Here is a 15,806-nt window from a genome sequence, read left to right on the forward strand (position 1 = left end):
TATATAGTAACGTAACTTAACGGGATATTAAAGTGTTGTTTATCTTTAATATTCTTTCCTTATGTCCTCTAATTATTAGAGGGTTGTTGTTGGTATAATTATTACAGATATTCTGTAATTGATTATAAATATTTAAGAATAGGAGGAATGAAAATGAAAAAAGTTATCGGATTTATTATTGCTTTTGCAGCAACTGTAAGCTTTGCAACTTCTGCTTCGGCAGACGGCGCTATCTCAGCTACAGAACAGCCAATCCTTAACGAATTGAATGCTGGTGCAACAATCGGCGGTAAAAAATTCAATTTTGATGCGGCTGAAACGAATGCAGCTTCAAATCACTTGAAACGTGTTGATTTAACACAAGCTCAAGCTGATGAAGCGATTAAAAACATCCAAGCAGCTCGTAGCTTAGTTGAGAGTGTTTCTGTAAATACTACAGGCGTTAACTCACTTGGAAAAGCAATTAGCTTATTGCCAGCAAACGTAATTTCTCAAGTACAAAATTACGCAATTGCTGCTGGTAATGCTGTAGGCGTTAAAATCACTTTTGGAGCTCGCGGAAGTTATTCTGCAGTGACAATCACTGATGCTAACGGCGCTCCTGTGTACCAAGCTGGAACTCCAGTAAAAAATACAGGATCTAACTACGCATTAAGCGGTATTACTTTTGGCTCATTGATCGTAGCTGCAGCAGGTGCAGTATTCGTGAGCAGAAAGAACAAATTAGCATAAGATGAAACAACTAAAAAGAGTAGGGGCATTTATTTACGTGCCTCTTCTCTTTATGTGTTTTGGCTATCTTGTTATTTACATAATTGGTGCACCTGTCATTAATTTCGCATCTTCCGCAGTCGAACTGATCTCACTAAATGATGCTCCATCTTTGATCAAAAAGGAACCAATCTCCTTGAAAAGAGATATGAAGAAAAAGAGCAGACTTCATCTGACAAACCAGCGGACAAATCGGTTAAAACAAAAAACGATGCTTCGGATAAAAAAACAGCAGAAGCAGTCGCAGCTGGGATGAAAGTGACAGAAAAAGGTGAGTTAGCTTCTTCTAGTATGATCTATCCCGTTGGAGGAGATCAATTTGGAGAAGTAGTAATCGACAAAGTGGGAATTAATGAACCATTATTTTACGGAGATAGTGAAGATATTTTGCGTTTAGGCGCAGGACAATACATCGGAAGTATGATTCCAGGAGATCTTGGAACGACTTTGATCGGTGGGCATAATCTACCTTCCTTTGGTAAAATCTATTACTTAGAACCTGGGGATGAAGTAGCTATCCACACTCACTATGGTGACTACACGTATCAAGTGACAGAAGTAAAGATAGCTAACTACAAAGACCCGACGATCAACGCAAAATTAGGCGAACGCACTAAAAGATCACTGATTCTATATACCTGTTACCCATTAGATGCAATTGGTTTAACACCAGAGCGAGTTTTTGTTTCTGCAGACTATGTATCTGGACCGATCATCGATGAGAAGTCATAAGGGAGGGGAATCAGTCAGATGAAAAATCGCACTCATTTAATGAAAGTAATTTCTCGCTTTTTTATTGCTTTTTTATCCTCAGTTTTTTTGTTTGCATTTTTAATTTTACTGACATTGAGAGTAACTCTTTTTAGTGAAAATTACATTGCAAAACAAGCAGCTAAAGCAGATTACTATTCACAGTTAACCGAAGAAATCAATCGACAAGTGGAAAATAGCGCTCTGGGAAGCAACATTCCAGAAGGCGTATTAAATCGCTCAATCAGTAAAGAGTTGGTCAAAAAAGACGTAGATGCGTATTTTAAAGCGATGTACAATACAGGGACGAAGTATTCGATCTCTAATGAAAAAGCCGTCCATGATGCTGTTTCTAAAGCGATTACAAGCTACATGGAAGAAAAAGCAATTCAGACAACACCAGAATCTGTACAAGCTGTAAATGGTCTTTCAGACAATGCTGTAAAAATTTATAAGGGCTATATTGAATTGCCGTTTTTAGTTTCCTATGGACGAAAAGTCATGAATTACAAATCAACACTAATGATTTTTATGGGCGTATGTGGTGTACTATGGGTGCTGCTAAGCTTTTCTCTATATTCTTCACTAAGAGGGTATTTCCATCGCTTGTTGAGATATTGGGCTTATATTTGGATTGGTAGCGGCTTGATGATGGCTGTTGTTCCAGCATTCATCTTAATGCAAGGCGTTTTCAAGCGACTAGGGATCCAATCTAAAGCAATGTATGATTTTATACAGACCTATTTATCGAGCTTTTTATGGTTGTTTATTATGGTTGGAGTCATCTCGATTGTAGCAGGTATTATTTTTGGCGTACTTAGCGAGATCAAGAGAAAAAATTTATTTAGCGCATGATTCTGAAAGCAGTTTTAAAAGATCATGATAAGATCGTCAGCTTATTTCTAGATGAGCTGACTTTTTTATGCTTACTAAAGTAATGAAAAGCAAATACGTTTGATACGCTTTCCTTTTTTCATGTAACATGATACCATAGAGCTTTGGAGGGATGAAAATGTCAAAAAAAATAAAGATATAGAAGTAAAAATAGAAGAAACAGAAAAGAAAATAAATGGTGAGACAATTACAGTCAGCACCTTAACAATCGGTAAAAAAGAAATTGGTCAAGTTTTAGCACAAGATACTAAAAAATTTGCTGTCGTGATCGATGGACGCAATGAAGCAACTGTGAAAACGCTTGATGAAGCGATAGAATACATTATTCGCCAATGGAATTTAAACGACTAAAATAAATAACAACTTTTTTCGAAAAAGGCTTGCTTTTTCTTCAAAAGTTTTGTATTATAACTAAGTCAGGTTTGTTACTAAAAACCTTCTGGAGGAATAGCGAAGTGGCTAAACGCGACGGACTGTAAATCCGTTCCTTAGGGTTCAGTGGTTCGAATCCACTTTCCTCCATTTTGACCATTGGGGTATAGCCAAGCGGTAAGGCAACAGGTTTTGATCCTGTCATGCGTTGGTTCGAATCCAGCTACCCCAGTTTTTTTCTTTGAACAACTCAGATAGAGTTGTTCTTTTTTTCTAAAAAATTAGTGGTAGCTTTGGTTCTCTTTTTTTAGAATATGTGATAAAGTGGATGAAAAGCATGAGGAGTGAACCCAATGAATTTTAAAGAGAAAATAACTGAAACAGCTGAAAAAGTTTATGATTTAGCTCGTGACAGAAAGTACGATGTCAACGTCAATCTTTTTACTAAAAAGAAAAACAGTGAGAAAACAAAAGGAATTGAAATTATAACAGTTAGAGATACGGCACACACGAAAAAGTGGCGCTCTAAGAACCGCTAAAGAGAATAAAGAGTAATAGCCTGAAACAACATCATTTACACGTTGTTTCAGGCTATTTGCTTTATTTAGATGCTATTTATCGATTTCAAGGCCTAAAACTGTCAGGTGACCATTTCCAACGAGTTTGATGACAAGTCTAGCTAAATGATTAGGGGCCATGTCAGTGTCACTTGTGATCCACCAATGAAGAGTTCCGATAAATATAGACGTCATATATTCGATGATAAAATCAATAGGCACTTCGATATCATTTTCTGTGATTTTTAGCTTGGAAAAAATATCTGCATATTTTTCATAAATGATATCTGCGAGTTTTTTCCTTAACAACTCATTTGAGCTGCCGTCCATGATCGTCAGAAAAAAGTTTTTATTTTTTTGAATATTGATGTAAATGTGTGTAAGCAAAAACTCGATTTGTTTGACTTTGATTCGATTGCTGACAACGATTTGTTCAGTATCGATAACAGAGGTAAAGGCATTGATCGCAAAATCAAAAATTTGTTCATATAGGTCTTGTTTGTCTTTGAAATGAGCATAGAAAGTTGCGCGATTGATCATTGCCTCATCGGCAATATCTTGAATCGTTATACAATCATATCCTTTTTCGTCTACTAAGTGAAAGAAAGCTTCGATAATCATTTTGTGTGTTCGTTTTACCCGTAGGTCCGTTTTCTTCGACATAAAAATTTCCTTTCGAAATAATCAACAGATTTTAAAAGTTTGTTGCTTATCTCACAAATTTGGGTGTTTTGCTTGTTGCAATTACTTTAGAATCTTTCTAAAATATACATAAGTATTATATCAGACACCTTGTAGGATAATCAACAAAGTGTTGTGAAATAAAAGGGTATGAAATTTAAGGAGATCAAACGTATGACAATCAGAGCAGGAATCGATGTTGGATCAACAACTGTGAAATTAGTAATTATTGACGAAGAGAATCATACAAAATTCGCCAAATATGAACGACATTACTCAGATGTGAAGGCAGCAACTGAAAAAGTATTGAATGAAGCGATGAATGAATTAGGTGAAGCAACACCGATTACAATGACGATCACAGGTTCAGGCGGAATGGGATTAGCAGATGTTTTGAATATTTCATTTGTTCAAGAAGTAATTGCTTGTACAAAAACAGTAGAAAAAATCATACCTGAAACAGATGTTGCTATTGAATTAGGCGGAGAAGATGCAAAAATCACTTTTTTTGAAGGTGCATTAGAACAACGGATGAATGGTAGTTGTGCCGGAGGAACTGGAGCTTTTATCGATCAGATGGCTGTTTTGTTAAAAACGGATGCGAATGGTGTCAATGAATTAGCTAAAAACTATCAAACGATTTACCCTATTGCTTCCAGATGCGGTGTTTTTGCTAAAACAGATGTTCAGCCATTGATCAATGAGGGTGCTGCTAAAGAGGATATCGCAGCGAGTATTTTTCAAGCAGTAGTCAACCAAACCATTGCAGGTCTTGCTGCCGGTCGTAAAATTAGAGGGAAGATCGCCTTTTTAGGCGGACCGCTTTTCTTTATGTCAGAACTTAGAAAACGGTTCATTGAAACCTTAGATGTACAGCCAGAAGATGTGATTTTTCCAGAAAATCCCCAACTATTTGTAGCAATGGGTGCTGCCCTTTATTCTGAAGGTGCTAAGCCAACCACACTAGCGGATCTGATCCATCGCTTGACTAAAGGCGATCAAGAACAATTAAAACCAACAGATACCTTAAAACCATTGTTTCAAGATAAAACACAACTAAAGGAATTTAGAGCTCGTCATGATCAAGCCAAAGCACAAGAAAAACGATTATCTGACCATCATGGTGTAGCTTTCTTAGGCATTGATGCAGGATCGACGACGACGAAAGTCACTCTGATTGATGAAGATGGTAATCTGCTGTTTTCATTTTATGGAAATAATCAAGGACAGCCATTGGAAACAACGATGACTGTTTTAAAAGAGTTATATCAACAACTACCACAAGATGTTTTCATTGGAAAATCTGCCGTTACAGGCTATGGCGAACATTTAATCAAGAATGCTCTAAAAGTCGATATTGGTGAAGTTGAAACAATGGCTCATTATAAAGCGGCGAATCATTTTCAACCTGGAGTTGATTTTATCTTAGATATCGGTGGTCAAGATATGAAAGCTATGACCATCAAAGATGGTGTCTTATCTTCGATCCAATTAAATGAAGCTTGTTCATCAGGTTGTGGTTCTTTTATTGAGACTTTTGCCAAATCGTTGAATTTTGATGTAAAAGACTTTGCGATCGAAGCTTTAAGTTCTAAAGCGCCGGTCGATTTGGGTTCTCGCTGTACTGTTTTTATGAATTCAAAAGTAAAACAAGTACAAAAAGAAGGCGCATCCGTTGGAGATATCTCTGCTGGTTTGTCTTATTCTGTAATTAAAAATGCGATTTATAAAGTGATCAAAGTTCGACGTCCAGAAGAATTAGGCAAAAAAATCGTTTGCCAAGGTGGAACATTCTATAATGAAGCAGTCTTACGTGCTTTTGAAATGATCAGTGAACGTGAAGTTGTTCGTCCTTCTATTGCAGGATTAATGGGTGCTTATGGTGCGGCACTGATTGCGTTGGAAAATTATGAATTAGGTCAAGAAACAACGATTCTTGGACTTGATGAGCTAGATACGTTTACTGCGGATAAAGAATTTACCCATTGTGGTTTGTGTGAAAATAATTGTATGATGACCGTGACGATCTTTTCTGATGGACGTCAATTTGTCACAGGAAATCGCTGTGAGCGTGGCGCCAGAATCAAAGTGAAAAAAGAAGATCGTAAAGTTAATCTGGTTGATTATAAATATCGGAAATTATTTAAATACCGTCCATTGAAAGAAAAAGATGCTATTCATGGCAGAATCGGAATTCCTCGTGTTTTAAATATGTATGAAAATTATCCATTATGGCATACGTTCTTTACGGATTTGGGTTTCCGAGTGGAGTTATCTCCACGCTCAAATAAAGAGTTATATGAGCAAGGGATGGAGACGATCCCAAGTGATACAGCTTGTTATCCTGCTAAAATTTCTCATGGACATATTCAAGCACTGATCGATTCAAACGTACCGATGATTTTTTATCCTGGTGTTGTCTTTGAACGTCAAGAGTCAGCGGAAGCGGATAATCATTTTAACTGTCCAATCGTTCAAAGTTACCCTGATGTGATTCGCAATAATGTGGACGACATTCGCGATGGGAAAGTCGATTATCGTAATCCGTACATTAATTTAGCGAATGAAGCGTCTGTAGCGAAAGTTTTAAGTGAGACGTTTGCGGATCTGGGTATTTCAGCAGAACTAGTGACCCAAGCATTACGACATGGCTATGAAGAATTAGATGCCTTCAAAGAAGATGTCCGCAACAAAGGGGAAGAAACCTTAGTGATGTTGAATCAAAAAGGGGAAAAAGGGATCGTTTTATCTGGACGTCCGTATCATTTAGACCCTGAAATCAACCACGGGATTGCTGATGTGATCACACAAGAAGGCTTTCATGTGTTGACGGAAGATTGTGTTTCTCATTTAAGTGACGTAGGGAATTTACGTGTTGTTAATCAGTGGGTCTATCATTCTCGGCTATACGCAGCAGCTCGTGTTGTAGCAAAATCAAAAAATCTTGAGCTCGTACAACTGAATTCATTTGGCTGCGGCTTAGATGCTGTCACAACAGATCAAGTGGAAGAAATCATGGATCAGTATGGTAAGATTTATACTGTTTTAAAAATTGATGAGGGATCGAATTTAGGAGCAATCAGAATTCGATTACGATCATTGAAAGCCGCTGTCGGTGAACGGGAGAAAATGAATTTTGAACCAAAATTGCAGCATGAAGAACCAGAAAAAATCATTTTTACTAAAGAAATGAAAAAGACACACACGTTATTATTACCGATGCTTAGCCCCATTCATCAATCTGGTTTAGTGGATGTTGCTTTAAAAGCTTCGGGCTATAATGTTGTTTGTTTACCAGCGGATGATCGTGAGGCTGTTAATGTTGGTCTGAAATACGTGAATAACGATGCGTGTTATCCGGCCATCATTTCAATTGGTCAATTAGTGGAAGCTCTAGAAAGCGGGGAATATGATTTAGAGCATGTCAGTGTGATGATGACCCAAACAGGTGGCGGTTGCCGTGCGACAAACTATATTCCGTTACTCAGAAAAGCTTTGAACGATGCAGGCTTCCCTCAAGTTCCTGTTGTTTCGGTTTCGATGGGAAATAAAGGAGTCGAATCTAATCCAGGATTTAAATTTACATTACCGATGCTAAAACGGGTTGCGGTGGCCTTTTTGTATGGGGATCTATTTGAACGTGTGGTTTATCGAACACGTCCATACGAAACAGAAACCGGCATGATCGATGCACTTCACGCTAAATGGTTGAAACAAATCGAAAAAAATGTTCGAAATGGTTCATTGACTTTGTTCAACCGCAACATGAAAAAAATTATCACGGAATTTGATGAGGTTCCGCTTCGACAAATCAAGAAACCTAAAGTCGGCGTTGTCGGTGAAATACTTGTGAAATACTCCCCAACTGCGAATAATGATATTGTCCGTTTGTTGGAAGCAGAAGGGGCGGAAGCTGTTGTTCCAGATATTGTTGGATTTATGAATTACTCTCTTTACAATCAAATTTGGAAATACGACAATATGGGCATGTCTAAACAAAGCAAAAACTTAGCTCAATTTGCGATTCGTATCATTGAATATGTTGAAAAGCCGATGGACAAAGCTTTAAGAAATTCTAAACGCTTTGAAGGTCTAAGCTCTATTCATGAATTAGCAGAAGATGCAGGAAAAATCCTTTCAATTGGAAATCATACAGGTGAAGGATGGTTCTTGACAGGAGAAATGATCGAGCTGTTGAAATCAGATGTAAATAATATTGTTTGTATGCAACCCTTTGGATGTTTGCCAAATCATGTTGTTGGTAAGGGTGTGACAAAAGAGCTGCGACGCCAATATCCTAAAGCGAATATTGCACCGATCGATTATGATCCAGGTGTTTCATTGGTAAATCAGCTGAACCGCATCCGTTTGATGATGGCGACAGCAAATAAAATGATGGAAGAAGAAAAAATAGGTTCTTAAAATATATAACTGATCAAACAAAATAATTGAGTTTTTGAGATTAGAAAGCTTTTACTTCCACCGTTTATTCGGATTCCTTAAGGCTGGGATGTGACTCGTAGAGTTATGTCCCAGCCTTAATTTTTGCATGGCCAATAAGAATGAAAAACAATATAATTTTATTTTTTTCTTTTTGTATGGCAGGTAATATATAATAAGATATAGGAATAAAAATGATTCTAAACAAATTACCCAAACCTTAACTATATTATACCAAATTATTTTGTAAAACGTTTCCTTCGCTATATTTTGGAACTTTTGGTTGTTTATGAGGTATATACCAGTTATAATAGAAGTGAATAAAAAGGAGGAAGTAAGATGGTGTCAAGTTTACCAGTTTATATTCAAATACACGATAAGATTAAAGATGACATTGAACATGGTGTTTGGAAGATTGGAGACAGACTTCCATCAGAGCGTGAGCTGGCGACTCAGTTTAGTGTGAGCCGAATGACCTTGAGACAGGCGATCCAGACACTTGCTGATGAGGGGATTTTAGAACGTAAGATTGGTTCAGGCACTTACGTTGCCCGGAAAAAAGTGCAAGAAAAAATGACGGGAACAACCAGCTTTACTGATATTATGCTTTCGCAAAATCGAGTGCCTTCTAGCCGCACAGTTTCTTATTATGTAGCTAAACCAAGCTCTAGTGAGATGGAAAAGCTAAATCTTAAAGAAAATGAACAGATCGTTCGGATGGAACGGGTTCGTTTTGCAGATGATCTGCCGATTTGTTTTGAAGTAGCTAGTGTTCCATATTCTCTAGTTGATCAATATAGCAAAGCTGAGATCACCAATTCTTTTTATAAGACTTTAGAAGAAAAAGGCGGCAATAAAATCGGACACGCAAATCAGACGATTTCAGCCATGTTGGCATCGGAGCAAATCGCTGATTATTTAAAAATCAAACGAGGAGATGCGATCCTTCGCTTACGCCAAATTTCCTATTTTGAAAATGGCACCCCGTTTGAATATGTAAGAACCCAATATGTGGGCAATCGCTTTGAATTTTATTTAGAAAAATAAACGAAAATGAACGTTTCTCAGATTTCTCATTTGGAGTAGCTGAAAATGTTCATTTTCGTTTTTTTATTTTGTTAAATCGATTTTTTGATTGATCCAATAAACCAAAATACCACCGATAGACATAGACAATAACTCCCCAATAGCAACAGTTAACCATGTATAGAAAAATGGCAGGTGATAAAAATAAGTCAACTGAGCAGCAACTGTAAACATCGATAGTGAACAGATAATGGCTGTGATACTCATTTTTTTGATCGGACTTTTAAACCGCTTGGTGACCGAGTAAGAGAAAAGTAAAACGAAAAACGTCGAAAAACTGCCGATGACAACATCAACTAATCCTAAAGGTGATGCGAAATTTGAGATAGCTACACCTAAAGTCACGGCTATAATGTAACGTTTGTTGAATAGCGGCAAATAATTAAACAACTCGGAAAGCCTGAGTTGAATAGCGCCAAAACCAAATGGAGCTAAAAAGATTGTAACCACGACATAAAGTGTGGTGATCATAGCCATTTTTGTCAAACTAATGACAGACCAAGCAGTAGTCTGGGTGTTTGGATTATTCATATGTGTTCTCCTTTGTAAAACAGTTTTCCTGTTTTAGTAATAACTATGACCAAAGGAAGTGACAGAACAATACCGCCAGCTGAAGTGTCATAGTGTGAATCATTTCACTGCTTTTATGTTACCGAATATTCGATAGCTTGTAAAGCAAAGTATGGAGTCAAGCTCATTTACTTTTCTAGCCAACCGCCATCGATTGGCATGACGGTTCCGTGAATGTAATCTGCTTGCTGGCTAGCCAAAAAGAGTGTCAAGGCTGCAACTTCTTCAGGCTTGGCCCAGCGTCCAGCGGGTGTTTCGTTTGCGACCCATGCTGCTATTTTCCCATCACCAGCGAAATCAGCAGCATTCATGGGTGTTTGAATGGCTCCAGGAGCAATGGCATTTGCTCGAATTCCTTGTTTGATATAGTCGTGATCTAATTGCTTTGTATAACCGATGATTGCATGTTTTGATGCTGTATAAGCAGCGCCGCCACCACCTGCCACCATACCAGCAATTGAAGACATATTGACGATGACACCATATTTTTGCTGCAGCATTTGGGGTAAAATCTGGTTGGTGACCAAAAAGGTTCCTTTCAGATTGACGGATAAAACATGATCCCACATCGTTTCTGTTGTTTCCAAGGTAGGAGTGTAATTATCTAAGATACCGGCAGTATTAAGTAAAATATGTACACTGCCAAACGATTTATTTACCTGTTCTATGGCGGAACAGATTTCTGTTTTTTTTGTAATGTCTCCAGTATAAGGAATGAATTTTCCAGGTGAGTCTGTTGTTTTAGCAAGTGTTTGAGCTAACCCTTTTGTATCGAGGTCCATTCCTAAGACATTGGCACCTTGGCTGGCAAAAGCGACAGCTTGTGCTTGTCCTATACCAGAAGCGGCTCCTGTTATAAAAATTGTTTTTCCTTGGTATTCAGTAAATTCCATAATCGTTCCTCTTTTCCTAACAAATAGAAGAAGCTAGACCGACTTATTTCAAGTGTCCTAGCTTCTTTTTATCTTTTTAATCTGTGCTGACGATTTTCCAGTCCTCAGCCAGTACATCACATGGAGTTGGTGAAAACATACTATAGCCTTCATCAGATGTTTTGATCAAAAAATAAGGTGTAACTTGGAGAAAAGTTCCATCCGATGTGCCAATTTCATCCCTAAGTTCAATATACAGTTCAAAACCGCCCCATCCTGTTCGTACAGCTTTAGCCCCTTTTTTTATCAGCGGCAATATTTCTTCAAATGTCATGTGTTTGCTCCTTTTCAATAATTGATAATTCATGATAAGAACATTCACCTTTTGTGAATACAACTTGGCCATTCAACTGTTCGGTGATCTCTGTCATAAATAATTCTGTTTTTGGTTCATCAACAAGGCAAATTACTTCCACTTGTTCTGCGTAAATCGTGTCTTGTAATGTATAAGGATTATGCTCCATAAAATGCTGGAGAGTGCCTAAATTCGGATAACTAATGGTTAATCGGATTTCCTGCTGCAGCTTGCCTTCTACTAATCCAATTTTTTCTAATGCATGAGAAACTGCATGGCTATATGCTCGAATCAAGCCGCCCGAGCCTAATTTTGTGCCGCCAAAATAGCGAGTAACGACCGCAGCAACGTTGATCAGTTCTTGTTTTTTTAATACTTCCAACATCGGTATGCCAGCTGTACCACTTGGTTCGCCATCATCACTGCTGCGCTGGATGTCACTTTTTTCGCCGATTACAAAAGCACTGCAATTATGAGTGGCTTTCCAATGTTCCTTTTTCTTTTGTGCAATAAAGAGCTTGGCTTCTTCTTCTGAATAGACACGCTTGAGCGCACAAATAAAGCGTGATTTCTTTATTTCAATTTCACTTTCTCCGTCAGAACGAATGGTAAAATAACTTTCAAGCATTTCCTCATTCCTTTTCTACATATTATTTTAAGTATAAAAAAAATCAGGGTGAGAAGCAACCACTCTCTTTAAAAAAAGATAAGTGCGTGCGTTTGCTTCTTGGAAAATATATGAGATAATGATTAAAAGAATGGATAGCTTTTAGCAAAAATCGATTTCTTTCAGGTAGAGTTGATCGAACAAAGGGGTGGGAAATTTGGCAAAAGAGCGTCAAAAGAAATATGATAGCGTTACCCATTATTTAACAACCAATGGTGGTTCACAAGTAACTCTAACGTTTACTCAGTTTGACGAGTTACTTTTTCCTCATTCCGGACTACCTAAAACAGCAAGGACCGATGTTGACTGGTGGGCAAATGACCATAAGCATCCAGAAAAAGGAGCCTATGGTTGGCTTAACGCAAGCTATCAAGTGGTTCAAATAAATATTGAAAAAGAATATGTCGTTTTTAACAAGCTACTTAAATCCAATTGGCTGTTTTAAACGATTGATAAGTAATAGCTAAAAGTAGGAAGCGTTGACAAAAAGCCGTTTTTTACTATACTAAGATTAGAGATGTAGAACATGATTTGATTGAACCAATTGAAAAAGGAGATGGATAGAATGGCTAAAAAAACAATTATGCTTGTATGTTCAGCTGGAATGAGCACAAGTTTACTCGTAACAAAAATGCAAAAAGCAGCGGATGCACAAGGTTTAGACGCGGACATATTCGCAGTATCTGCTTCAGACGCGGATAACAATTTAGAAAGTAAACCTGTAGATGTGTTACTATTAGGCCCTCAAGTTCGTTTTATGAAAGGCGATTTTGAAAAGCGTTTAGCACCAAAAGGAATTCCTCTTGAAGTCATCAATATGGCAGATTATGGCATGATGAATGGGGAAAAAGTTTTACAGCAAGCGTTAAATTTGATTGGTAATGATGAATAAATAAAAAATGAGTAAGAAAAAAACGTGATTCGTTTTTTCTTACTCATTTTTTGTGCCTCAAAAAAATAATTCACGAAAAGTGCGTAGTTATATTACGAAGGGGGGAAATATGCAAGAATTATGGGGAAGAAAAGTTTTAAAAAAAGAGATCGACAATGACAAAATCATTGAAGTTTCTAGCCAAAATATGCCAACAATGGAGGAGTTAAATGATAAGGAAATCCAGTGTTTACGATGCGGTCAAATTCAAAGGAAAGTGACTGTCCGATTGAGTAATGGAAATTATTTTTGTCCAGAGTGTATTCAACTAGGCAGAGTAGATACTAGCAAGAATTTTATCATTTACCAGAGCCGGAGTCGATAAAAAAGACAGTTCATTTTGCCTGGGAAGGAAAGCTTACTGATGGACAACAAGCTGTATCAGATGAGCTATTAGCTTCTGTAAAAAAAGGGGAATCTAGAATGATTTGGGCGGTGACAGGCGCAGGAAAGACAGAGATGCTATTTAAAACGATTCATTATTCTTTGGAATGTGGCTATCGCGTTGGGGTGGCCTCACCTAGAGTAGATGTTTGTTTAGAGCTTTTTCCTAGAATCCAAGCCGTGTTTCCAGATGAACCAGCTATCTTGCTTCATGGAAAGATGGACGAAAGATATTATTATACTAAATTACTAGTATGTACTACGCATCAATTATTACGTTTTTTTCAAGCTTTCGATGTATTGATTATTGATGAAGTGGACGCTTTTCCTTTTGTGAACAATCCATTACTGCAATATGCTGTAAAACAATCAAGCAAAAACAAGAGCTCACTCATCTATTTAACTGCAACTCCGACAGATGCATCAACTAAAAGAAATGATCAAACGAACTTGAAAATCAGCATCTTACCTGCCCGTTATCATCGGAGAGCACTACCCGTTCCTAAAATAAAATGGTGTCGTCACTGGCATGAAAAAATCAAAAAAGGTCGCAGTCCAAAGCAACTTGTGACTAAAATCCGTATGTTGATGAATAAAAATGATGTATTGATTTTCTGTCCAAGCATTTCTTTGATGGAACAATTAAAGAACGCTATAGAAAAGGAATTTCCAGAAGTACCACTAGCTTGCGTTCATTCACAAGATTCAGAGCGATTGGAAAAAGTGCTGGGAATGAGAAATAAAAAATATAGAATTTTAATAACATCTACTATTTTGGAACGAGGGGTGACTTTTGATGGTGTTTCGGTGATTGTTTTAGGAGCAAATCATTCTGTTTTTGCAACGTCAGCTCTTGTTCAAATTGCTGGTAGAGTCGATCGAAGAATGAACTACACTGCAGGTGAGGTTTGGTTTTTACATGATGGCTGTACGAAAGCATGAAAGAGGCAATCAGACAAATCAAAAGGATGAATAGGCTAGGAGTGGAGAGGGGCTTGATTGATGAAATGTAATTATTGCAGGCAAACGATCACTAGAAATTTAACTATAAAAGAAATTTTTTTGCCTAAAAAAATCATGTCTGAACAATTGTGTTCACAATGTGTCGTAAAATTTCAATTATTGGGGAAAAAAGAAAATTGCCATGGCTGTCAACGGCAGACTAAGCATACGTATTGCGAGGATTGCTTAAAGTGGCAACAGTATTATCCAGGTTATGACTTTCATCATGAAGCGATATACACTTACAATCAAGCGATGCAAGAATGGTTTGAAGAATATAAATTTAAAGGGAATTATCGTCTTCGGTATAGCTTTGCTTCAGCTTTACAGCGGTACTTTGAAAAAAAGAAAAATTTTTTAGTGATCCCGATGCCAATTTCAACGAAACGTATGGAAATGCGCGGATTTAATCAGGTCGAAGGAATACTAGATGCTGCTGGTATCTCATACGAGCCCTATCTTATTCGCTTTGCAGAGGGTGTTTCTCAAGTTCAAAAAACAAGAAAAGAACGATTAACTTTACAACAGCCCTTTAAGCTTACAAAGGAAGGGCTCAGAGAAGTTGAAAATAAAGACATTCTTTTGGTTGATGATATTTATACAACCGGGCGGACGATTTTCCATGCAGCACAAGTTATTTTAGAAAAAGAACCTGCAAAACTGTATACGTTTCTCTCGCGAGGTGAAAGAGAAATTAAAATAAAAAAACGACTGCAATTATGTTGGCAAAAGCAGGATAATTCGTTATAATAGAATTAAGAAGAAGGATAACAGAGTGGTCCTTTTATTCCTTCTTTAGTGGCAGATGAAAGGGGTAATCGTTATGTTTAGATATAATGTGCGTGGAGAAAACATCGAAGTTACTGAAGCTATCCGTGACTATGTAGAGAAAAAAGTAGGCAAATTAGAGCGTTATTTCAGTGATTCACCTGAAGCAACTGTACATGTAAATTTAAAAGTTTATACTGAAAAAACAGCAAAAGTTGAGGTTACGATTCCTCTACCTTATTTAGTTTTACGAGCGGAAGAAACATCACCTGATTTATATGCAAGTGTTGATTTAGTTGTAGATAAGTTAGAACGACAAATTCGTAAATTTAAAACAAAAATTAACCGTAAATCTCGTGAAACAGGGATGAATACTGCTAAAGCAGCTATTTTCTTAAATGGTGAAGAAACACCTGAAGAAACGCCAGAATTAGACATTGTTCGTACAAAACGTCTTTCATTAAAACCAATGGATAGTGAAGAAGCTGTTTTACAAATGAACATGTTAGGACATAACTTTTTTATCTTTGAAGATTCAGAAACAAACGGAACAAGTATTGTTTACCGTCGTAAAGATGGCAAATATGGCTTGATCGAAACAGACTAGATTGAACCAATGTGGGAAAATAATTTTGATTTAATAAAATTGTTCTGAAATAACTGGAAGATTAAAAGAAAAGGTATTTTTAGAAAATTATTATCAAGA

The 15,806-nt window shown here is 37.1% G+C and carries 16 protein-coding genes, 2 tRNA genes and 1 pseudogene; 14 read left to right on the forward strand and 5 right to left on the reverse strand.

The annotated features are described in order from the left end of the window. The first annotated feature begins 153 nt into the window (after positions 1 to 153). The 7 genes from V192_RS0104990 to V192_RS0105020 all read left to right on the forward strand — a co-directional run bounded on the left by V192_RS0104990 (position 154) and on the right by V192_RS0105020 (position 3,326). Positions 154 to 732, forward strand: a complete 579-nt coding sequence (locus V192_RS0104990) for a hypothetical protein (RefSeq protein ID WP_025869206.1) — start codon at positions 154 to 156, stop codon at positions 730 to 732. Positions 733 to 1,029: 297 nt separating this feature from the next. Next, on the forward strand, positions 1,030 to 1,503 hold the full coding sequence (locus V192_RS21940; RefSeq protein ID WP_239644571.1) for a class D sortase: 474 nt from the start codon (positions 1,030 to 1,032) through the stop codon (positions 1,501 to 1,503). A gap of 18 nt (positions 1,504 to 1,521) precedes the next feature. Continuing rightward, complete coding sequence (locus V192_RS0105005) at positions 1,522 to 2,376, forward strand: hypothetical protein (protein WP_025869207.1); 855 nt, start codon at positions 1,522 to 1,524, stop codon at positions 2,374 to 2,376. Positions 2,377 to 2,511: 135 nt separating this feature from the next. Next, the gene (locus V192_RS21140; protein ID WP_082265969.1) at positions 2,512 to 2,766 is read left to right on the forward strand and encodes a DUF2969 domain-containing protein; all 255 of its coding nucleotides are present in this window, start codon (positions 2,512 to 2,514) and stop codon (positions 2,764 to 2,766) included. 90 nt (positions 2,767 to 2,856) lie between these two features. Then, positions 2,857 to 2,937, forward strand: a tRNA-Tyr gene (locus V192_RS0105010). 10 nt (positions 2,938 to 2,947) lie between these two features. Then, positions 2,948 to 3,019, forward strand: a tRNA-Gln gene (locus tag V192_RS0105015). Between the two features lie 121 nt (positions 3,020 to 3,140). Continuing rightward, on the forward strand, positions 3,141 to 3,326 hold the full coding sequence (locus V192_RS0105020) for a hypothetical protein (RefSeq protein ID WP_025869208.1): 186 nt from the start codon (positions 3,141 to 3,143) through the stop codon (positions 3,324 to 3,326). 72 nt (positions 3,327 to 3,398) lie between these two features. On the opposite strand, the gene V192_RS0105025 is transcribed toward V192_RS0105020, so the two are convergent. Beyond that, the gene (locus V192_RS0105025; protein WP_025869209.1) at positions 3,399 to 4,007 is read right to left on the reverse strand and encodes a TetR/AcrR family transcriptional regulator; all 609 of its coding nucleotides are present in this window, start codon (positions 4,005 to 4,007) and stop codon (positions 3,399 to 3,401) included. A gap of 192 nt (positions 4,008 to 4,199) precedes the next feature. Between V192_RS0105025 and V192_RS0105030 the strand changes: the two genes are divergently transcribed. Together V192_RS0105030 and V192_RS0105035 are read left to right on the forward strand one after the other, a co-directional pair. Then, a complete protein-coding gene (locus V192_RS0105030; protein WP_025869210.1) occupies positions 4,200 to 8,447 on the forward strand; it encodes a 2-hydroxyacyl-CoA dehydratase in 4,248 nt (1,415 codons plus the stop codon). Between the two features lie 357 nt (positions 8,448 to 8,804). Next, on the forward strand, positions 8,805 to 9,512 hold the full coding sequence (locus tag V192_RS0105035; protein ID WP_025869211.1) for a GntR family transcriptional regulator: 708 nt from the start codon (positions 8,805 to 8,807) through the stop codon (positions 9,510 to 9,512). Positions 9,513 to 9,575: 63 nt separating this feature from the next. On the opposite strand, the gene V192_RS0105040 is transcribed toward V192_RS0105035, so the two are convergent. The 4 genes from V192_RS0105040 to V192_RS0105055 form a co-directional block, all read right to left on the reverse strand. After that, positions 9,576 to 10,082 (reverse strand): QueT transporter family protein, encoded by a 507-nt coding sequence (locus V192_RS0105040; protein WP_025869212.1) that lies wholly within the window; start codon positions 10,080 to 10,082, stop codon positions 9,576 to 9,578. A gap of 167 nt (positions 10,083 to 10,249) precedes the next feature. Further along, positions 10,250 to 11,014: a 3-oxoacyl-ACP reductase gene (locus tag V192_RS0105045; RefSeq protein WP_025869213.1), complete on the reverse strand. Its 765-nt coding sequence runs from the start codon at positions 11,012 to 11,014 to the stop codon at positions 10,250 to 10,252. Positions 11,015 to 11,090: 76 nt separating this feature from the next. Continuing rightward, positions 11,091 to 11,327, reverse strand: a complete 237-nt coding sequence (locus V192_RS0105050) for a DUF2829 domain-containing protein (protein WP_025869214.1) — start codon at positions 11,325 to 11,327, stop codon at positions 11,091 to 11,093. Then, entirely contained in the window at positions 11,317 to 11,976 is a 660-nt protein-coding gene (locus tag V192_RS0105055) for a YigZ family protein (protein ID WP_025869215.1), read from the reverse strand. Before V192_RS0105055 ends, V192_RS0105050 begins: the two co-directional genes overlap by 11 nt. Before the next feature lie 196 nt (positions 11,977 to 12,172). Here V192_RS0105055 and V192_RS0105060 point away from each other — a divergent pair, with 196 nt between their 5' ends. The 5 genes and pseudogenes from V192_RS0105060 to hpf all read left to right on the forward strand — a co-directional run bounded on the left by V192_RS0105060 (position 12,173) and on the right by hpf (position 15,707). Beyond that, positions 12,173 to 12,460 carry a DUF7662 domain-containing protein gene (locus V192_RS0105060; protein WP_025869216.1) on the forward strand — a complete coding sequence of 96 codons (288 nt, stop codon included), beginning with the start codon at positions 12,173 to 12,175 and terminating at the stop codon, positions 12,458 to 12,460. A 120-nt stretch (positions 12,461 to 12,580) separates the two neighbouring features. Then, entirely contained in the window at positions 12,581 to 12,907 is a 327-nt protein-coding gene (locus V192_RS0105065) for a PTS sugar transporter subunit IIB (protein WP_025869217.1), read from the forward strand. Between the two features lie 109 nt (positions 12,908 to 13,016). After that, positions 13,017 to 14,343: pseudogene (locus V192_RS19340) on the forward strand (ATP-dependent helicase ComFA). Further along, on the forward strand, positions 14,333 to 15,082 hold the full coding sequence (locus V192_RS0105075; protein WP_025869218.1) for an amidophosphoribosyltransferase: 750 nt from the start codon (positions 14,333 to 14,335) through the stop codon (positions 15,080 to 15,082). Before V192_RS19340 ends, V192_RS0105075 begins: the two are co-directional and overlap by 11 nt. Positions 15,083 to 15,155: 73 nt before the next feature. Then, positions 15,156 to 15,707: a ribosome hibernation-promoting factor, HPF/YfiA family gene (hpf, locus tag V192_RS0105080; protein WP_025869219.1), complete on the forward strand. Its 552-nt coding sequence runs from the start codon at positions 15,156 to 15,158 to the stop codon at positions 15,705 to 15,707. Positions 15,708 to 15,806 lie beyond the last annotated feature (99 nt).

It is taken from the genome of Enterococcus crotali, from assembly GCF_000633635.1.
GTDB classification, from domain to species: Bacteria; Bacillota; Bacilli; order Lactobacillales; family Enterococcaceae; genus Enterococcus_L; species Enterococcus_L crotali.